The organism is Zhihengliuella sp. ISTPL4 (genome assembly GCF_002848265.1).
In the GTDB taxonomy this organism is placed as follows: domain Bacteria; phylum Actinomycetota; class Actinomycetes; order Actinomycetales; family Microbacteriaceae; genus Microbacterium.
This window is the reverse complement of record NZ_CP025422.1, coordinates 936,031-954,988: the sequence shown is the minus strand read 5'-3', so window position 1 is coordinate 954,988 and position 18,958 is coordinate 936,031. Positions and strand designations below refer to the sequence as shown.

22 protein-coding genes are annotated in these 18,958 nt (G+C 69.7%); 20 read left to right on the top strand and 2 right to left on the bottom strand.

The features are described from left to right. The first annotated feature begins 70 nt into the window (after positions 1 to 70). The 9 genes from CYL12_RS04635 to CYL12_RS04595 all read left to right on the top strand — a co-directional run bounded on the left by CYL12_RS04635 (position 71) and on the right by CYL12_RS04595 (position 7,118). Positions 71 to 559: an MFS transporter permease gene (locus CYL12_RS04635; protein WP_101845939.1), complete on the top strand. Its 489-nt coding sequence runs from the start codon at positions 71 to 73 to the stop codon at positions 557 to 559. 169 nt (positions 560 to 728) lie between these two features. Further along, positions 729 to 1,079, top strand: a complete 351-nt coding sequence (gene rplS / locus CYL12_RS04630; protein ID WP_101845937.1) for a 50S ribosomal protein L19 — start codon at positions 729 to 731, stop codon at positions 1,077 to 1,079. Between the two features lie 119 nt (positions 1,080 to 1,198). Continuing rightward, positions 1,199 to 1,924: a signal peptidase I gene (gene lepB / locus CYL12_RS04625; RefSeq protein WP_101845935.1), complete on the top strand. Its 726-nt coding sequence runs from the start codon at positions 1,199 to 1,201 to the stop codon at positions 1,922 to 1,924. Beyond that, positions 1,921 to 2,580, top strand: a complete 660-nt coding sequence (locus tag CYL12_RS04620; RefSeq protein ID WP_101845933.1) for a ribonuclease HII — start codon at positions 1,921 to 1,923, stop codon at positions 2,578 to 2,580. The genes lepB and CYL12_RS04620 overlap by 4 nt, the downstream gene beginning before the upstream one ends. Before the next feature lie 56 nt (positions 2,581 to 2,636). Beyond that, complete coding sequence (locus tag CYL12_RS04615) at positions 2,637 to 2,963, top strand: DUF2469 family protein (protein ID WP_017204525.1); 327 nt, start codon at positions 2,637 to 2,639, stop codon at positions 2,961 to 2,963. Between the two features lie 121 nt (positions 2,964 to 3,084). After that, positions 3,085 to 3,447: a YraN family protein gene (locus CYL12_RS04610; protein ID WP_101845930.1), complete on the top strand. Its 363-nt coding sequence runs from the start codon at positions 3,085 to 3,087 to the stop codon at positions 3,445 to 3,447. After that, complete coding sequence (locus tag CYL12_RS04605; protein WP_101845928.1) at positions 3,444 to 4,973, top strand: YifB family Mg chelatase-like AAA ATPase; 1,530 nt, start codon at positions 3,444 to 3,446, stop codon at positions 4,971 to 4,973. The genes CYL12_RS04610 and CYL12_RS04605 overlap by 4 nt, the downstream gene beginning before the upstream one ends. Beyond that, positions 4,970 to 6,160, top strand: a complete 1,191-nt coding sequence (gene dprA / locus CYL12_RS04600; RefSeq protein WP_101845925.1) for a DNA-processing protein DprA — start codon at positions 4,970 to 4,972, stop codon at positions 6,158 to 6,160. Before CYL12_RS04605 ends, dprA begins: the two co-directional genes overlap by 4 nt. A gap of 55 nt (positions 6,161 to 6,215) precedes the next feature. After that, positions 6,216 to 7,118: a tyrosine-type recombinase/integrase gene (locus CYL12_RS04595; RefSeq protein WP_101845923.1), complete on the top strand. Its 903-nt coding sequence runs from the start codon at positions 6,216 to 6,218 to the stop codon at positions 7,116 to 7,118. 24 nt (positions 7,119 to 7,142) lie between these two features. Here the strand turns inward: CYL12_RS04595 and CYL12_RS04590 are convergent, their stop codons facing one another. Beyond that, entirely contained in the window at positions 7,143 to 7,748 is a 606-nt protein-coding gene (locus CYL12_RS04590; protein WP_101845921.1) for a murein hydrolase activator EnvC family protein, read from the bottom strand. Positions 7,749 to 8,052: 304 nt separating this feature from the next. Between CYL12_RS04590 and rpsB the strand changes: the two genes are divergently transcribed. From rpsB to CYL12_RS04545, 9 genes are all read left to right on the top strand, one after another. Continuing rightward, positions 8,053 to 8,994, top strand: a complete 942-nt coding sequence (gene rpsB / locus CYL12_RS04585) for a 30S ribosomal protein S2 (protein ID WP_101845919.1) — start codon at positions 8,053 to 8,055, stop codon at positions 8,992 to 8,994. 41 nt (positions 8,995 to 9,035) lie between these two features. Continuing rightward, a complete protein-coding gene (gene tsf, locus CYL12_RS04580) occupies positions 9,036 to 9,863 on the top strand; it encodes a translation elongation factor Ts (RefSeq protein ID WP_025103357.1) in 828 nt (275 codons plus the stop codon). A 90-nt stretch (positions 9,864 to 9,953) separates the two neighbouring features. Next, a complete protein-coding gene (gene pyrH, locus CYL12_RS04575; protein WP_025103358.1) occupies positions 9,954 to 10,670 on the top strand; it encodes a UMP kinase in 717 nt (238 codons plus the stop codon). Positions 10,671 to 10,737: 67 nt separating this feature from the next. Continuing rightward, complete coding sequence (gene frr, locus CYL12_RS04570) at positions 10,738 to 11,292, top strand: ribosome recycling factor (RefSeq protein ID WP_060922801.1); 555 nt, start codon at positions 10,738 to 10,740, stop codon at positions 11,290 to 11,292. 5 nt (positions 11,293 to 11,297) lie between these two features. Continuing rightward, complete coding sequence (locus tag CYL12_RS04565; RefSeq protein ID WP_199399187.1) at positions 11,298 to 12,443, top strand: phosphatidate cytidylyltransferase; 1,146 nt, start codon at positions 11,298 to 11,300, stop codon at positions 12,441 to 12,443. Between the two features lie 20 nt (positions 12,444 to 12,463). Beyond that, entirely contained in the window at positions 12,464 to 13,045 is a 582-nt protein-coding gene (locus CYL12_RS04560) for a DivIVA domain-containing protein (RefSeq protein ID WP_101848674.1), read from the top strand. A gap of 49 nt (positions 13,046 to 13,094) precedes the next feature. Continuing rightward, positions 13,095 to 13,799 carry an aggregation-promoting factor C-terminal-like domain-containing protein gene (locus CYL12_RS04555; RefSeq protein WP_233486835.1) on the top strand — a complete coding sequence of 235 codons (705 nt, stop codon included), beginning with the start codon at positions 13,095 to 13,097 and terminating at the stop codon, positions 13,797 to 13,799. Between the two features lie 9 nt (positions 13,800 to 13,808). Next, on the top strand, positions 13,809 to 14,096 hold the full coding sequence (locus CYL12_RS17400; RefSeq protein ID WP_101845915.1) for a hypothetical protein: 288 nt from the start codon (positions 13,809 to 13,811) through the stop codon (positions 14,094 to 14,096). Positions 14,097 to 14,098: 2 nt separating this feature from the next. After that, a complete protein-coding gene (locus CYL12_RS04545; RefSeq protein WP_101845913.1) occupies positions 14,099 to 14,815 on the top strand; it encodes an alpha/beta hydrolase in 717 nt (238 codons plus the stop codon). An 18-nt stretch (positions 14,816 to 14,833) separates the two neighbouring features. On the opposite strand, the gene CYL12_RS04540 is transcribed toward CYL12_RS04545, so the two are convergent. Next, the gene (locus tag CYL12_RS04540; protein WP_101845911.1) at positions 14,834 to 15,895 is read right to left on the bottom strand and encodes an AI-2E family transporter; all 1,062 of its coding nucleotides are present in this window, start codon (positions 15,893 to 15,895) and stop codon (positions 14,834 to 14,836) included. Between the two features lie 179 nt (positions 15,896 to 16,074). Between CYL12_RS04540 and CYL12_RS04535 the strand changes: the two genes are divergently transcribed. Beyond that, on the top strand, positions 16,075 to 18,021 hold the full coding sequence (locus CYL12_RS04535) for a glycosyl transferase (RefSeq protein WP_101845909.1): 1,947 nt from the start codon (positions 16,075 to 16,077) through the stop codon (positions 18,019 to 18,021). Continuing rightward, positions 18,018 to 18,956, top strand: coding sequence for a tetratricopeptide repeat protein (locus tag CYL12_RS04530; protein WP_101845907.1), 939 nt, complete (start codon positions 18,018 to 18,020; stop codon positions 18,954 to 18,956). The genes CYL12_RS04535 and CYL12_RS04530 overlap by 4 nt, the downstream gene beginning before the upstream one ends. The last annotated feature ends 2 nt before the right edge of the window (positions 18,957 to 18,958 follow it).

Genomic DNA, 18,958 nt, shown 5'->3' with positions numbered 1-18,958 from the left:
GGGCGCCCGGCGCCTCCCGCTCTCAGCGAACACCCGTGACCGGGACGCGAGGTCCCCGTAGCATCGGAGCATGTGGATCCGACAGGCCTTCTTCCGCTGGCTGCTGCCGTCGGCGTTCCTCCTGCCGCTGTGGCTGCTCATCGGCTGGGCGGTCTTCCAGGGCGGCTGGTCGATCCTCTGGGTGCTGCTCATCGCGATGCCCTCGGTGTTCGTGGGGCAGCTCCTGCTCACTCTGCTGACGCGATCCCGCCCCTCGGTGCGTGCGGAGCGCGCCCTGTCGTGGTGGGACGTCGCCGGGTTCGGCCTGTGGCACGCGCTGACGATCGCGGTCGGCTTCTTCATCGACGGCGCGTTCGGTTGGCTCCTCGCGGCCGCCATCGTGGTGGGCATCGGGCTCGTCTGGCTGCAGCTGTGGCAGCTCTGGAACGAAGCGCGGGGGAGTGGGACGCGCATTCGCGAGACGATCTCCTGGTCGACGATGACCCCGCCCCGTGCGGAGACGCCGCAGACGAGCGTGCACGAGGTCATCGTGGTGCGGGAGACGGACGACCGTCCCTGATCGACCGTTTTGGTGCGCTCTGCCATCCATGGCAGAATGGTTCTTTGTGCCGTGACCGGCTCTGCCCCAGGGGAGCCCGCGGACGCGTCAGCGCCGTTCGGCACACTCCCATTCTTGTTCCTTCCTAATCCGTGCATCCGACCTGAGGCGAGTGCAGAGAGAGACGATCATGCAGATCCTCGACGCCGTCGATGCGGCTTCGCTCCGTTCCGACATCCCCGAGTTCTTCCCCGGTGACACCGTCAAGGTGCACGTGAACATCACCGAGGGCAACCGCTCCCGTATCCAGGTCTTCCAGGGCGTCGTCATCGGCCGCCAGGGCGATGGTGTCCGCGAGACCTTCACCGTCCGGAAGATCAGCTTCCAGGTGGGCGTGGAGCGTACCTTCCCGGTGCACTCCCCGGTGATCGACCACATCGAGGTCGTCACCCGCGGTGACGTGCGTCGCGCCAAGCTCTACTACCTGCGCGAGCTGCGCGGCAAGAAGGCGAAGATCAAGGAGAAGCGCGTCAACAACTGACGCGAAGCTTCTTCACAGCACCCCGGGACACGATGTCCCGGGGTGCTTTCGTTCTGTCCCCGGTGTGCGAACCTTGTTACTGCCGTGCGCTCACGGTGCATTCTTCGAGAAGGAACCAGATGACTGACTCTCCGTCCGCACGCCCGACACGACGGCGGCGCGGGTTCCTGGTCTTCCTCCGTGACGTGCTGGTCATCGTCGTGATCGCCGCACTGGTCTCCTTCGTCATCAAGACGTTCGTGGTCCGGTCGTTCTACATCCCTTCCGCCTCCATGGAGCGCACGCTGCTGATCGACGACCGTATCCTCGTCGACGAGCTCACCCCGCGCTGGACCGGCTACGAGCGCGGTGACATCGTCGTGTTCAAAGACCCGGGCGGGTGGCTCGACCCGATGCCGCAGACGCCGGCGCAGCCGCCGCTGGTGGAGGCCATCGACTGGGTGCTCACCTTCGTGGGCATCTCGGCGACGGACACGCAGGATCACCTCGTCAAGCGCGTCATCGGCGTCGAGGGCGATCACGTCGTGTGCTGCAACGCCCTCGGGCAGATCACCATCAACGGCGCTCCGATCGACGAGCTCGGCTATCTGAACCTGCCGGAGGGCGACACCGCGGCGTCGAACGAGCCGTTCGACGTCGTCGTCCCCGAGGACTCCGTGTGGCTCCTCGGCGACAACCGTGACCGTTCGCGCGACGCCCGCGCGCATCAAGATCTCCCGAGTGGCGGCTTCGTCCCGGTCTCCAACATCGTGGGCAAGGCGTTCCTGACGACCTGGCCGCTTGACCGCTTCGGGACGATCGACGGGCACCACGACATCTTCACCGGAGTACCGGATCCCGAATGACCGTCATCACGCCTCGGCTGACCCTGGAGCGGAAGCTCCTGGGGGAGTGCGACCTGATCATCGCCCTCGACGAGGTCGGTCGCGGGGCGCTGGCCGGGCCGGTCGCCGTCGGGGCGACCCTGATGGATGCCAAAGGTGCGCGTCGTCGCGTGCCGGAGGGGCTGCGCGACTCGAAGCTCGTCCCCGAGCGTCGGCGCCCGGAGGTCGCCGCCCGAGCGGCGGCATGGGTGCAGGCATCCGCGGTGGGCTGGGCGACGGCCGGCGAGGTGGACGAGGTCGGCATCATGCGGGCCCTCGGTCTCGCCGCCTCACGCGCCGTGTCGGCGGTGGTGGCGCAGGGCGCCACGGTCGAGAACGCTCTGATCCTCCTCGACGGCAACCACGACTACGTCTCGCGCGTGCATCCGGCGCCCCTGAACGTCCGGCCGGTCGTCAAAGCGGATCGCGACTGCGCCTCCGTGTCGGCGGCCTCGGTGATCGCGAAGGTGGCCAGGGACGGGTACATGGCGGAACTCCACGAGGATCACCGCGACTATCAGTGGGACAGGAACAAGGGCTATGCGAGCCCGGAGCATCGGGAGGCCATCCGCTCGTTCGGCCTCTCGCCGTTCCACCGGTCCTCGTGGGCGATCGCCGACGCACCGACGCTGTTCTGAGCCGTCAGGTCCGGGATGCCGCGCCCGGCGGCTGTCGACCATAGGATGGACTCATCATGGATGAGGAAGCCTTCGACGACTACGACCGCGAACTCGAGCTCGCGCTGTTCCGCGAGTACCGCGACGTCGTCTCTCAGTTCCAGTACGTCGTGGAGACCGAGCGTCGCTTCTATCTGGCCAACGAGGTCAACGTGGTGCGTCGGGACACCGAGCACGACTTCTACTTCGAGATCTCCATGAGTGACGTCTGGGTGTGGGATATCTACCGCGCGGATCGCTTCGTGAAGGCCGTCCGGGTGCTCACGTTCAAGGATGTGAACGTCGAGGAGCTGCAGCGCCGCGAGTTCGAGCTGCCGCAGGAGCTCTCGCTCGACGGAGAGTGACGACGGCCCGGGGCCGCCGGGTTCCTGCACACTTTCTACCTTCTCCGAAAGTATCCACAGCTCACGGGTCGTCGGGGAGCGACGCCCGTGGCACCGGGGCAGGGACGTCCATCCTGTGGGGATGGCAGCGAAAGACGACCTCGGGCGGGCCGGGGAACAGCAGGCGGCGGACTATCTGACGAAGCGCGGGTATCGCATCGTCGATCGCAACTGGCGGTGTCCGCAGGGCGAGCTGGACATCGTCGCCGTCGTCGGTCGGCACCTGTCCGTGGTCGAGGTGAAGACGCGGCGATCGGCGGCTTTCGGGCACCCGTTCGATGCGATCGACGACCGGAAGCGGCGTCGGCTGTGGCAGCTCGCCTATGCGTGGCGCGCGGCGCATCCCGAGGTGGCGCGGGGCCGGATCCTGCGGGTCGAGGCGGTCGGCATCGTGGGGGCGGTTCCGGCGACCGCGTCCATCGAGCATCTCGAGGACATCGCGTGAGCACGGCTCGGACGTGGTCGGTGGCCCTCACCGGAGCGGAGGGGCATGTCGTCGAGGTCGAGGCCGACCTCTCCCCGCAGACGCCGGAGTTCCGGATCATCGGGCTCCCCGACAAGTCTCTGGGCGAGGCGGTGCAGCGCGTGCACAACGCCTGCGTGAACTCCGGGCTTCCGCTGCCCCGGCGGCGTCTGACGGTGAACCTCTCGCCGGCGAGTCTGCCCAAGCACGGGTCCGCCTTCGACCTCGCGATCGCGGTCGCCTCGCTCGCCGCGAGTGACATGCTCGCTCGTCGTGCCGTGCGGCAGACGGTGCATCTGGGGGAGGTCGGGCTGGATGGCCGTCTGCGGCCCGTCCCCGGTGTTCTTCCCGCGGTCTTCGCCGCTGCACGCGCCGGCTTCGAGCGCGTGATCGTGCCGCACGGCAACGCGACGGAAGCCGGTCTCGTCGCCGGCGTCGAGGTGCGTGCCGCCGCGTCGCTCGCCGAGGTGGCAGTCTGGCACGGGGCCGAGGTGGAGGTGCCGGATGTCGAGCCGGTTCCCGGCCCGCAGCCGCCGGAGGGAGAACCGGACGACCGGGACCTCAGCGATGTCCTCGGACAGGAGGAAGCCGTGGAGGCCCTCATCGTCGCGGCCGCGGGCGGCCACAACATGCTCCTGAGCGGACCGCCGGGAGCAGGCAAGACGATGCTCGCCGCGCGATTGCCCGGGATCATGCCGCCGCTGACCGAGGAGGAGGCGATCGAGGTCGCTTCCGTGCGCTCCCTCTGCGGCGAAGCCGTGACCGGGCTGGACCACCAGCCTCCGCTCGTCGCCCCGCATCACAGCGCCTCGATGGCGGCGATGGTCGGCGGTGGATCGCGAACGGCGCGCCCTGGCGCGGTCGCGCGGGCGCATCGGGGCGTCCTCTTCCTCGACGAGGCGGCGGAGTTCCCGCGGGTGGCTCTGGACGCCCTGCGGCAGCCGCTCGAGACGGGGTTCATCGACGTGCACCGCTCGGGCTTCGTCGTGCGGTTCCCGGCGCGGTTCCAGCTGGTGTTGGCGATGAACCCGTGTCCGTGCGGCAACCGGGGCGTGCGGGACGGGGACTGCATCTGCCCGCCACAGGCGCTGCGACGCTATGCCACCCGCCTTTCCGGCCCGTTGCGCGACCGTCTCGACATCGATCTGCCGGTCACCCGCGTCGCCGCCTCCCGTTCGATCGCGGGGGAGCGCTCCGGAGTGACGACCGCCGAGGCGCGAGGCCGTGTGGGGGCTGCACGCTCACGAGCAGAGCAGCGATGGCGCGGGACCCCATGGCGGCGGAACGCGGAGGTCCCCGGCACCGTCCTCCGGCATGGGGCGCTCCGGCTCGCGCCCGAGGTGCGGGCCGGCCTGGACCGGGCGCTGGAACGAGGGGCGTTGACGCTCCGTGGGTATGACCGTGTCCTCCGCGTGGCCTGGACCATGGCTGACTTGGCCGGCCGCGACCGACCCGGTACGGACGAGGTGGGTCGCGCGCTGCTTCTGCGGACGGGGGCGGCGCGATGATCGACGATCTCCTCTCCCAACCGGAGGCGCTCGACGCAGCACGGGGCGTGCGCGGTGCCGATGAGGTGACGGAAGCACTCGCCCGCGTCGCCTGGTCGGTCATCGCCGACCCCGGTGACGCGGTCGCCGCGACCCTCGTGCGGGAGTTCGGACCTGTCGACGGACTGCGCTTCGCTCTGGAGGCGCCAGGTCGGTCCTGGCCGGTGATCCGAGCCGTGGGCGCGAGACGGGCCTTGGATGAGGCGCGTGCGCGGTGGCGGCAGCGCGCAGATCCGGCGGCCGTGATCGGTGCGCTCCGGGGCGCACAGAAGGCCGGCGCGCAGCTGCTCCTTCCGGGAGAACCCGGCTGGCCGATCGCCGTCGACGATCTCGACGCGGAGGCGCCGATGGTGCTGTGGGTGCGCGGACGTGCTGAGTTCCTGACGAGCAGCGCACGCGTCGCGATCGTGGGCGCGAGGGCGGCCACCGCCTACGGGGAGCGCGTCGCCGCCGACGTCGCCGGAGACCTGGCGGCCGGCGGGACGGCGGTCGTATCCGGCGGGGCATACGGCATCGACGGGGCCGCCCATCGCGCCGCACTGACGGTCGGCGGCGGGACGGTCGCAGTCCTCGCCGGGGGAGTCGACCGTCCGTACCCGGCCGGTCACCGCAACCTTCTCGCACGGATCGCGGATGACGGGGTCGTCGTGAGCGAGGTCCCCTGCGGCACGGCGCCGACGCGCTGGCGCTTCCTCGCTCGCAACCGACTCATCGCCGCGCTGGGGCAGGCCACGGTGGTCGTGGAGGCCGGGTGGCGCAGCGGCTCCCTCAACACGGCGGGGCACGCCGCGACGCTGGGCAGGCCGCTCGGCGCGGTTCCCGGTCCCGTCACGTCGGCGTCGTCGGCCGGGTGCCACCGGTTGCTGCGCGAGTACAACGCGGTGTGCGTCACCTCCGCGGCCGAGGTGGCGGAGATGCTTCCCGTCGACGCGCGGACGTCCGGGAGTCAGGAGGCGACGGACCGGGGCCGGGTGCAACTCCTCCGTGCGCTGAGCACCCGCACCGCGCGGACGGAGGCGGAGCTCGCGCAGCGCGCGAACCTCACCGTCGAGCGGGCCAGGGCCCTGCTCGGCCTCCTCGATCTGGACGGGCTCGTGCGGCGCGATGGGCACGGCTGGCGGGGCGTCGGTGCCGCGCCCACGTCCTAGCTCGCCCTCGGCGGGGCGCCGCGTTCCGGAGTCGGAGGAGCGGCAGGGTGGAGGCATGGATTTCGCGGTCGCTGTCGAGGCGTTCGCCGACCACCTCGAGAAGGTGCGCCGGCTCTCCCCGGCGACGGTGAAGGCCTACCGCTCCGACCTTCGGGACCTCGGCGCCAGCATCGGCGGGGGACCGGTCGATCACGTCGAACTGGAGATGCTGCGCGAATGGCTGTGGCAGGCGACCCAGCGCGGCGACGCGCGGTCGACGCTGGCCCGACGCGCCGCCACCGCGCGGGCGTTCTTCGGGTGGGCGCGCGAGCAGGAGCTCATCCCCATCGATCCGAGTCTCCGGCTCGTCGCGCCGAAGCGCGCCAAGACGCTGCCCACCGTAGCCTCGAAGGACGCGATGTCCGGGCTGTTGGAGAGCCACCGTCAGGCCGCATCCTCGGGGGAGCCGGTCGCTCTCCGCGACCACGCCGTGCTGGAATTCCTCTACGGCGCCGCGGTCCGCGTCTCCGAACTCTGCGGACTCGACATCGACGACCTCGATCTCGACCGCGGAACAGCGCTCGTACGCGGCAAGGGCGACAAGGAACGGGTCGTCCCGTTCGGTGCGCCGGCGCGGGATGCCCTCGGCGCGTACCTGCGTCGCGCCCGCCCCGCTCTCCTCGCCAGGGCGGACACCGCCTCACCTGCTGTCTTCCTCGGCAGCCGGGGGGCCCGACTCGGGCCTCGCACCGTCTACGAGGTCGTCGCCCGCGCGCTCGCACCCGTCGTCGGAGCGGAGACCGTCGGGCCGCACGCCCTTCGCCACACGGCGGCGACGCATCTCCTCGACGGGGGCGCGGATCTGCGCGCCGTCCAGGAGATCCTGGGGCACGCGAGCCTGGGCACCACGCAGATCTACACGCACGTCTCGGCGGAGCGGCTGACGGCGACGTACCGGCTGGCGCACCCTCGCGCCTGAGCGGCTGAGCGTTGCGGCCGCGTGTCATGGTCCGCAGCAGGGCAGGAGACGCGCGCGCAGAACGGTGCCGAACAGCAGCATCGGGTTGAGGTACTCACCATCACGCCGCACACCGACGTGCAGCGCGCCGGGCGGAGTGTGACCACCCGTGGAGACGCGGCCGATCTCCTGGCCTCGGCGGACCGGATCACCCGGCCGAAGCGATGACTCCAGCGGCTCGAACGTACTCACGAGTCCATCGCCGTGTCGGATGGTGAGCACGGGGCGATCGACCACCACGCCCTGGAACGCGACCACCCCGTCGGCCGGGGCGAGCACCGGGGCTCCGACGGCGGCGGTGACGTCCATGCCCCGATGCCCCGGGCCATACGCGTGCGCGGGCGCGCGGTACGCCGCGCTCACGTGGCGCGCGCCGTCGACCGGCCAGCGCCATGCACCCTCGGGAGAGAATCCGTCCTGCAGGGGCGGCGCGGCGCTCGGCGCCGTCGCGGCCTGTGCAGAGGGGCGGTCCGTGAGCGGAGCGCCCCCGGCCAGCAGGACCACGCAGACGAGCACAGCCGGGACCGTGCGCCGGGCGACGGGAGACGGGAGCGACCGGACGCGGTGACGAGCACGGGACGGAGAAGCCATGGGGCGAGTGTGCGCCGCGGGGGACTGCGCGGGCCGGACACCCCGGAGGAGGAATGCGGACCCGGGGGAGAAGGGCGGCCATCGCGCACTTGGGGAGGACGAGCCGACGCGGATCGATCCTGTATGCTGGACGAGCACCTCGATCTCGGGGTGACTACGCGTGCCCAGAGCGACTCCGTCGTGGCATCCACTCCCGCAGGTCCCGTTTCCGAACGGGTGGGCGTGAGCCGGGCACCAGGATGTCCGACCGTCCGGTCGGCATGACAACCTCAACGGCGCCCCGCGCCAGAATCAGGAGACGACCATGGCTGTGGTCACCATCCGCCAGCTGCTCGACAGCGGCGTGCACTTCGGACACCAGACCCGTCGGTGGAACCCGAAGGTGAAGCGCTTCATCCTCACGGAGCGCAGCGGCATCCACATCATCGACCTCCAGCAGTCGCTCGGCTACATCGACAAGGCCTACGACTTCGTCAAGGAGACCGTCGCGCACGGCGGCACGATCCTCTTCGTCGGCACCAAGAAGCAGGCGCAGGAGATCCTGGCGGAGCAGGCCACGCGTGTCGGCCAGCCCTACGTGAACCAGCGCTGGCTCGGCGGCCTCCTCACCAACTTCTCCACCATCGCGAAGCGTCTCGCCCGCATGAAGGAGCTCGAGGAGCTCGACTACGAGAACCCGGCCGCCTCCGGATTCACGAAGAAGGAGCTGCTGCTCAAGAAGCGCGAGCTGGACAAGCTCCACAAGTCGCTCGGCGGTATCCGCAACCTCACCAAGACGCCGTCCGCCCTCTGGGTCGTCGACGCCAAGCGTGAGCACCTCGCCATCGACGAGGCCAAGAAGCTCGGCATCCCGGTGATCGGCATCCTCGACACCAACGCCGACCCGGACGACTTCCAGTACCCGATCCCCGGCAACGACGACGCGATCCGTTCGGTCTCGCTGCTGACGCGCATCATCGCCGACGCCGCCGCCGAGGGCCTGCAGCAGAAGCACAACCCGGAGTCGGGCGACGCCGAGCCGCTGGCCGAGTGGGAGAAGGAGCTTCTCGAGGCTCCTGTCCAGGAGTCCGCTGACGCTGCCGAGGTCGCGACCGCCGCCGACGAGGCCGCTGTCGTCGAGACCCCGGCCGCTGACGCCACCGCCGCCGACGAGGCCGGTGCCCAGGCACACGACGAGGCGATCGCCGCTGCTTCCGGTGAGGAGACCGCCGAGGTCGCCGCCGCCGAGGCCGCAGACGCCAAGTAATCCCTCGTACACCCACATAACGAAGCAAGGAGCCACCACACATGGCCAACTTCACCATCGCCGACCTCAAGGCGCTGCGTGAGCAGCTCGGCACGGGAATGGTCGACACCAAGAAGGCGCTCGAGGAGGCTGACGGCGACGTCGAGAAGGCCACCGAGATCCTGCGCCTGAAGGGTGCCAAGGGCAACGCGAAGCGCGCCGACCGTTCGACCAGCGAGGGCCTCGTCGTCGCTCGCGAGCAGGACGGCGCCGTGACGCTCGTCGAGCTCGCCTGCGAGACCGACTTCGTCGCGAAGAACGAGCGCTTCATCGCGCTGGCCGACAAGGTCGCCGACGCCGTCGCCGCCGTGAAGGCCGACTCGGTCGAGGCCGCCCTGGCCGCTCCGGCGGGCGACAAGACCGTCGAGCAGCTCATCTCGGAAGAGGCCGCCATCATCGGCGAGAAGGTCGAGCTCCGTCGCGTGCGCACCGTCACCGGTGACAGCGTCGAGGTCTACCTGCACCGCACGAGCAAGGACCTGCCGCCGCAGATCGGTGTCGTCGTCGCGTACACGGGTGACGACGCCGCGACCGCGCGCAGCATCGCCCAGCACATCTCGTTCGCGAACCCGTCGTACCTGTCCCGCGAGGACGTTCCGGCGGACGCGGTCGAGAAGGAGCGCGAGATCGTCACCGAGATCTCCCGCAACGAGGGCAAGCCCGAGGCCGCCCTGCCGAAGATCGTCGAGGGCCGTGTCGCTGCGTTCATCAAGCAGGTCGCCCTGCTCGAGCAGGACTACGCGAAGGACAACAAGCTCTCCGTCGCCCAGGTCGCGAAGGACGCCGGTATCACCGTGACCGACTTCGCGCGCTTCAAGGTCGGCGCGTAGCACTGTCGAAGGGGTTCGGATCGTACGATCCGAACCCCTTCTTCATGCCCACAAGGCACTAGTTTGAATCGGGACGAGAGGACTTCCCCCATGACTGAACGCACCGGACGCCGTCGCGTCCTCCTGAAGCTCTCCGGAGAGGCGTTCGGCGCCGGTCAGCTCGGCGTCAACCCCGACGTGGTCAGCCAGATGGCCAGGGAGATCGCCGCGGCGGTCGACCGGGTCGAGGTCGCGGTCGTGGTCGGCGGTGGCAACTTCTTCCGCGGGGCCGAGCTCAGCCAGCGGGGGATGGACCGCGGCCGTGCCGACTACATGGGCATGCTCGGCACCGTCATGAACGCGCTGGCGCTGCAGGACTTCCTCGAGCAGGCCGGCGCTGCGACCCGCGTGCAGTCGGCGATCTCGATGACCCAGGTCGCGGAGCCGTACATCCCGCGTCGTGCGGAGCGGCACATGGAGAAGGGTCGCGTCGTGATCTTCGGCGCGGGCGCCGGACTGCCGTACTTCTCCACCGACACCGTGGCAGCCCAGCGTGCGCTGGAGATCGGTGCGCAGGAGGTCCTGGTGGCCAAGAACGGCGTCGACGCGATCTACACCGCCGACCCCAACAAGCACGCCGACGCGGAGCGCATCGAACGGGTGACCTACCGCGACGCCCTGCAGCAGGGTCTCAAGGTCGTGGACTCGACCGCGTTCAGCCTCTGCATGGACAACAACATGGACATGCGCGTCTTCGGCATGGAGCCGGCGGGCAATGTCACCCGTGCGCTCCTGGGCGAGCCGATCGGCACGCTCGTCACCGCCTGAGCGCCTGCACGGGTCGGGAGCCCGCTCCCGATAGAATTTCCAGAACACCCCGACGATAGGAGCCACCGTGATCGCGGATGTCCTCGCTGAAACCACCACTCGCATGTCCCGCGCTGTCGAGGCTGCCAAGGAGGACTTCTCCACGGTGCGCACGGGCCGTGCGAACCCGCAGCTCTTCCAGAAGGTGCTGGTCGACTACTACGGCACGCCGACCCCCCTCGCCCAGCTCGCCTCGCTCGCGAACCAGGAGGCACGCACGCTCATCATCACGCCGTACGACAAGTCGGCGCTGAAGGCGATCGAGCAGGCCATCCGTGACATGCCGAACCTCGGCGCGAACCCCACGAACGACGGCAACCTCGTGCGCGTCACGATGCCGGAGCTCACGGCCGAGCGCCGCAAGGAGTACGTGAAGCTCGTGAAGTCGAAGGCGGAGGACGCGAAGGTCCACGTCCGCGGCATCCGCCGGAAGGCGAAGGACGAGCTCGACGGCCTCAAGAGCGAGCTCGGCGAAGACGAGATCGCCCGCGGTGAGAAGGAACTCGACGCGCTGACCCGTCAGCACGTCGACCTCATCGACGACGCGCTGAAGCGCAAAGAGGCCGAACTCCTCGAGGTGTAGCCCGCATGTCCGACGAATCGCGAGGCACCGAGGAGGGCGCACCGGTGACCCGCCGGGAAGCGCGGCCGGAGGCCGGTCACGATGGTGGCGTCCCGCTCGCCGACGGGGCCTTCCCGGCGTTCGACGCCGACCTCGTGCCGCCGCGTCCGCCGCTCCCCGGGACACCGCCGGCGGCTTCCGTCGCGCCGGATCGGCTGGACACCGCTGATCACAACGCGATCCGCGAGCAGTGGCGCCAGGCGCGCGACGAGTTCGGCACGCACGTCTCCCACGCACGAGACCAGCTCGACCAGGCGAATGAGCGCATCAAGCAGCGCACGGGCCGGGACCTCGTCCTCGCGATCCTGATCGGCCTCGCGTTCGGTGCGGCGCTGCTCGGCTCGCTGTTGTTCATCAAGGCGCTGTTCGTGCCGTTCGCGCTGGCTGCGGCCCTGCTCGGCGTCTACGAGCTGTCGCGCGCGCTGCGTGCCGCCGGTCGACGCGTGGACGTGATCCCGCAGCTGATCGCGGCGACCTTCCTCGTCCTGTCGGCCTACTTCGCCGAGCCCTGGCTGAGCTGGGTCATGCTGTTCGTCTCGGTGGCGTTCGTCATCGTGTGGCGGCTCCTCGCGCAGATGGTGGCGAAGGACGGTCGCACGTACGGGGACGTGCTCACCGACGCCGTGATCGGCGGGTTCGTGCAGGTGTACGTGCCTTTCCTCGCCGGCGTGGCCCTCATCCTGCTCGAGCAGGAGGGCGGCCAGTGGTGGGTGCTCAGCTTCATCGCGATCGCCGTGGCCGCGGACACGGGCGCGTACGCGGCGGGACTCGCGTTCGGGCGACACCCCATGGCACCGCGCATCAGCCCGAAGAAGACCTGGGAGGGCTTCGGCGGTGCTGTGGTGGCTTCGCTCACGGCCGGCGTGCTCCTCGCGATGTTCCTGCTCGACCTTCCCTGGTGGGGTGGTGTGATCTTCGGAGCAGCGATCCTGCTGTCCGCCACGCTGGGGGACCTCGGCGAGTCCATGCTGAAGCGGGACCTCGGCATCAAGGACATGAGTTCGTGGCTGCCGGGGCACGGCGGGCTCCTGGATCGCCTCGACAGCATCCTGCTGTCGACCATCCCCGCCCTGTGCCTGTACTTCCTCCTCTCTCCCTGGTTGGTGCTGTGATGAACGACGCTGGTGCTGTGATGAACGTCGACCGTCAGGAGGCCGCTGCGCGGCGCACGGCCGCGCCGGCGTTCTCCCTCACGAGCGGACGCACGAAGGGGTACCACCCCGCCGCGGTGGACGGATTCCTCGCCTCGGCGCGACAGGCGTTCGAGAGCGGCGCGGACGACCTCACCGCCGAGGACGTGCGCACTGTTTCGTTCCCGTTGGTCAAGGAGGGCTACGCGGTGGCGGAAGTCGACGCTGCCCTCGGCCGCGTCGAGGACGCGTTCGCCGCGCGCGAGCGGGAACGGGCTGTCCGGTCCCTCGGAGCGGGCGCGTGGGTCGAGCAGGCCCGTGCCGAGGCGCAGGTGATCCTGGACCACTTGGCGCGACCGCGCCGCCAGCGGTTCGCTCGCACCGCCTTCCTCACCTTCGGCTATCGCATCGACGAGGTCGACCACGTCACCTCCCGCATCGTCCGGTACCTGCGTGACGGCGATGCGCTGTCCGCCGAGCAGCTGCGGTCCGCGGCGTTCCGGATGCAGCGCGGCGGCTATCGCGAGGAGCAGGTCGACGCCCTCCTCGACGCCACCATCGAGGTCATCCTCGCCGTCCGCTGAGCCTGTCTGATGGCCTCTTCAGGCAGGTATGCGTAAACTGTCCTCCATCGTGAACTCCCGAAACGACATGATTCCCGAACGAAGCGACGCCGCGCTGGTACCCGCAGCGACGGTCGCGTCCGCCTCCCGCGGCACCCGCCGCTGGTCGCGACGCCGCGGTGTCGCGGGCGTCTTCAGCTCTCTCGCGGTCGTCGGATTCGCGGCCGCGATGGTCGCGCCCACCGGCGTCGCCCTCGCACAGCCGGTCGCCACGGAAGCCCCGGACTCCGTCTACGCGGTCGCCCTGGCGGACACGCAGAACCTCACGGTCACGGTGGAGGGCGCGGCGATCACACCGGTCGAGCGCGGCTCTTTCGACGTCTACGTCAAGCCCAAGCCCAAGCCGAAGCCCGCACCGGCTCCGGTGACCACGTCGTCGTCCAAGGGGTCGCAGGGCGGGTCCACTGGGGGAGGCGGACTCCCTCCGTACAGCGGCGGTGGTGCTCCGGCGGAGTGGATGGCGGCAGCCGGGATCGCCCAGGGCGACTGGCAGTATGTCGACTACATCGTGTCGCGGGAGAGCGGGTGGAACCCGAACGCCACCAACTCTTCGTCCGGGGCCTGCGGTCTCGTCCAGGCGTTGCCCTGCAGCAAGGTGCCGGGCAACGGCTACAACCCCGTCGACAACCTGCGCTGGGCGACCGGGTACGCCACCGGGCGCTACGGGAGCTGGGCGGGCGCGTACAACTTCTGGGTCACCAACCACTGGTGGTGAGGCGGCACGATGCCCCGCTCACGCCGACGGCCTTCCGCGCGCCCTGAGGGCGAGGATTCCTTCGACCGTCTGCTCGCCGGTTGGAAGCGTACCGAGGTCCGTCGAGGCGTGGAATGGACGGTCCAGCCCGTCTCGGCGGTTCAGGCGCAGAAGGCGTACGTCTGCCCGGGCTGCGGACGATCCGTCGAACCGGGTACCGCACATCTCGTCGCCTGGCGCGCCGACGGCGTCCTCGGCGAGGCCGCGGCTCTGGCAGACCGGAGACACTGGCACAACCACTGTTGGAGGATCGCATGACCATGGAGATCCGCGGACCGCTGGAGCTTCCGGCACGCCGCGAAGACATCGAGCTGCACACCGCCGACGGTCTGACGCTCGTCGGTGAGCTGGCGCTTCCGGAGACCGCGGCCCCACTCGCGACCCTGGTCACGCTGCACCCGCTGCCGACCGCCGGTGGCTTCATGGACTCGCACATCATCCGGAAGGCCTCCGCCCGTCTGCCCGCCCTGGCCGACCTCGCCGTGCTGCGGTTCAACACCCGCGGCACCACGTCGCCGCGCGGCACCAGCGAGGGAGCTTTCGACGGCGGCGCGGCGGAGCAGTTCGACGTCGCGGCCGCCATGGACTTCGTCCGGGAACGCGCGCTGCCGCGCCCCTGGCTCGTCGGATGGTCGTTCGGGACGGAACTCGCCCTCAAGTACGGTACCGACCACGACATCGAAGGCATCATCCTCCTTTCGCCGCCGCTGCATCGCGCGACGGCGGACGAGGTCGCCGCCTGGGGGAGGACTGACCATCGAGTCGTCATCCTCGTGCCCGAGCTCGACGACTACCTGCGCCCGGCGGAAGCCCGGGAGCGGTTCGCCACGATCCCGCACGCGCAGCTCATCGCCGTCGACGGCGGCAAGCACCTCTGGGTGGGGGAGACCCAGACGCGGCGGGTACTCACCGAGATCGTCGCCGCCGTCAATCCGTCGGCGTTGCCGCTGCCGACGCACTGGCCGGCGGAGGACTGACGCCACGGTCCGCTCCGCTCACCGTTCGTTCATGCGCGGGATGAGAACCTGCCGGTAGAGGATGAGGATGCTGGCGGCCACGGGGATGGCGATGAGGGCCCCGAGCAGGCCGAGCAGGCTTCCTCCGGCGAGAGCGGCCACCACGACGACGGCGCCCGGCACGGAGACCGCGCGGCTCATGATGCGCGGGGAGATCACATACGCTTCGATCTGCATGTAGACGAGGTAGTAGATCGCGGCGGCGAGAGCCGTACCGGGCGAACCGAGGCCCGGGATGAGACAGACGAGGACGATGATCGTCGAGCCTGTCAGCGTTCCCACCAGCGGGATGAGTGAGAAGAAGAACGCGACGACCGCGAGGACGGCGGGGAAGGGCGCGTCGATGATGGTCAGGTAGACGGCGCTGAGGACGCCGTTGATCACGCCCTGGCTGACCTGGCCCATGACGTAGTAGCCGACGGAGTCGGTGATCTGCTCGGAGAGGTCGATGAAGCGATCGCGCTTGGACGCCGGCACGAGCTGGTACACGGCGCGCTTGAGCGACGGCGTGGAGGCGGTGAGGTAGATCGTCAGAATGAGGACGATGAACGCGCCGAAGACGCCGCTGAGCACCGCGCCGCTCGCGATCAGCACTCCTTGGCCGATCGATCCACCGATTTCGGCGAGGTTGGTCGTCAGCCAGTCCTCGACGTAGGCGAAGACGTCGTCGACGAGGAGGTTGGGAAAGGTGTCCTGGATCCAGGAGCGCAGGTCCTCGATCGCTGTTCCCCGCTGGACGATCGCCGTGATCTGCGCGATCAGCTGGGAGATCTGGTCGACCAGGACGGGGAGCACGATGAGGACGATGCCGACGAAAACCGCAAGCACGGCGACGATCGTCACGAGGACGGCCAGCCAGCGGGGGAGGCGTCGACGCTCGAGGAACGTGACGAGCGGATCAAGGCCGAGGCTGAGGAAGAGTGCGGTGCCGATGTAGAGCAGTACTGTCGACAGTGTCTGCACGCTGCTGATGAGGACGATCCCGAGGCCCACGCCGAGTGTCGCCACGAGGGCGGTGCGGAAGGGACTGTGGATCTTCATGCGGACTCCTCGGTACGGCTGCAGCAAGGCTACCCATGCCGAGCGTCGATGCCCCGCCGACGTGCCGGACGAGGGACCAGGCAAGCCCCCTCGTGGTCAACACACAGGTGGGTTCGCTAGTCTGAAATGTCGAGTGTGGCGTCGCGGGCGGGAAGCCGCGACGCGTGAGGAGACTATTCGTGCGTTTCGTATGGGCCGTGGTGGCCTTCGTGTTGGCTGCCGTGCTGATCGGTGCGGGGATCGCTCAACGCACCATCTTCGTCGGCCCTTCGTCCGAGGAGGCCCGCGTCGACATCGAGGAGCCCGCCCCGTTCGTGCTCATGGACGGCGACGTGCTCCGGATCAACCCCGGTGCGCAGAAGCTGCTGATCCGCGGGGACGGCGAGATCTTCGCCAGCTACGGCCGCACCGCGGATATGGAGGCTTGGCTCTCCGACTCCGAGTACAACCACGTGACCGTAGGGGAAGAGGACGAACTGCTCGTCGAACACGTCCAGGCCCCGCCGGTCGAGGACACGACAGAGACGCCGGCACCCGAAGAGTCGACCGCGACCCCGGCTCCCGATGACGAAGCCGAGGAGTCTCCGGGGCGCAATCCGGTCGGTTCCGATCTCTGGCTCGACTCGTTCAGCGAAGAGAACTTCCTTTCCACCGACAACATGCAGCTCCCGGAGGGGACGAGCGTGCTGATCGCCTACGACGGCACGAAAGATGCGCCGGACGACATCGTCGTCTCCTGGCCGCTCGACACGAGGACGCCGCTCGCCGGCCCGCTCATGGTCGCCGGTGGCTTGGTTCTGCTGATCGGACTGGTCCTCTACGTGCTGGCGATCCGTCACCAGCGCCGCGGCCGTGGTCCGCGCCGGAAGGGCCCCGGTCCGCTGCCCACCACGCAGCCGATCGATGTGGCAGCCCTTCCCGCGTCCGAGCGGGAGGCACTCGAGGCATCGGACGGTGCGGCGTCGCCGGCACCGGAGCGGAAGGACGATGTGGAGGACGCCGAGATCGTCGATGAGAAGACGGAGGACGGCAAGGCGACGATGCGCGCCGAGCGCCCGGGACGCCGTCGGCGCGTCCTCGCCTTGCCCGCCCTCGGCCTGACCGCGCTGCTGGCTTCAGGATGCACGGCGGATTCCTGGCCGGAGTTCGGTGACGCATCGGCGTCTCCTTCGCCGACGCCGACGGCGATCGCCCCTGACAACCAGAAGCCGCCGGCCGTCACCGAGACGCAGGCGGAGCGGATTCTCCGACAGGTGTCCGAGACGCTCGTGCAGGCCGACGAGGCGCGTGACCTCGACCTCGCGGCGACACGCCTCGACGGTGCCCCGCTCACGACCCGCACCACCGACTATGCGCTGCGCGAGAAGCTGCCGGATCGGCCCGCGCCGGCCGAGATCCCGACGGACGACGTCGAGGTCGTCCTGCCGGAGGCGACGGACCGCTGGCCGCGCACCGTCCTCATGCTCTCCAAGAGCGACGGTGACGACACGATCCCGCCGGTCGTGCTCACGATGACGCAGGCGGACCCCTGGTCGAACTACAAGGTCGCCAACATGGCAGAGATGTCCGCTGACGCCGCGTTCCCGGAGGTCGCTGCGAGCTGGTTGGGCACCTCCCTGGTGCCCGCGGATTCCGCATTCTTGTCGGTGCCACCGAACGAGGTCGCCGCGGCGTTCGCCGATGTCGTCGACAACGGCGAGAAGAGTGCTTCCTACGGGATGTTCGACGACCTGTCGCTCAATCTGGCGAAGTCGATCACGGACAGCCGCCAGAACCTCGTTCAGGGGTTGGCGGACGCGGGAGCCGCAGAGACGTCGACGGCGGCGTTCGACATGAAGCCGACCGATGAGGATCCGGTCTCGATGACGACTCTGGACAGCGGCGCCATCGTCGCCGTCTCGGTGCTCGACGTCGAGACGATCACCCCCACGTCCGGCGATGTCGTCATCCGCTTCGGCGACAACGAGGAGGCCAAGGCCCTCACCGGGGTCAACGAGTCGGCGAAGGGCGCCGAGACGACCTACGAATTCCAGCTGTTCTTCGCCGTCCCGTCCCAGGGGTCGAGCGAGCCGATCCGCCTCCTGGCTTCGCGTCAGGATCTCGTCTCCGTGAAGGTGATCAAGTGAGTGAGATCTCTCCCGCCGCGCTGCGCGGCGCCGTCGACCTGTCCAGCCTGCGCAACCGCCCGTCCGCGCCCGCGGGCGGAGCATCGGCGGCCCCCGCCGGCGCACCGGTCGCGGACGTCGTCATCGACGCCACCGATGAGAACTTCGGCCAGGTGCTGGAGCTGTCCCGCACGGTGCCGGTGGTCGTCGACCTGTGGGCCGAGTGGTGCGGGCCGTGCAAGCAGCTGAGCCCGATCATCGAGAAGGTCACGCGTGAGCTCGGTGGCCGTGTGCTCCTGGCCAAGGTGGACGTCGACGCGAACCCGCAGCTCGCGCAGAGCTTCCGCGCACAGTCGATCCCCATGGTCGTCGCGCTCATCGCGGGCCAGCCGGTGCCGATGTTCACCGGCGCCGTGCCCGAGCAGCAGGTCCGTGAGGTCTTCGCGCAGTTGCTTCAGGTGGCCGCGCAGAACGGCGTCTCCGGGACGCTGCCGATCGGCGATGCCGAGACGCAGGAGTCCACCGCTCCCGTCGAGCCCGAGCTGCCGCCGCTGCATGCGGAGGCTTTCGCCGCGATCGAGCGCGGAGACTACCGTGCCGCGATCACGGCCTACGAGAAGGCGCTCGCGCAGAACCCGCGCGACGAGGACGCCATCGCGGGTCTGGGCCAGGTGCGTCTGTTGGACCGCGTGCAGGGTCTCGACCTCCAGGCGGCGCGCGCTGCGGCTGCGGACGCCCCGCTCGACGTGCAGGCGCAGTTCGACGTGGCAGACCTGGACCTCGCCGGCGGGCACGTCGACGATGCCTTCGGGCGTCTGCTCGACCTGTTCGCACAGTTGCCGTCCGACCAGCGCGCTCCCGTCCGCGAGCGCCTCGTCGAGCTCTTCGGGCTCATCGGTGCCAGCGACCCCCGGGTGATCGCGGCACGCAACCGGCTCTCCTCGCTGCTCTTCTGATC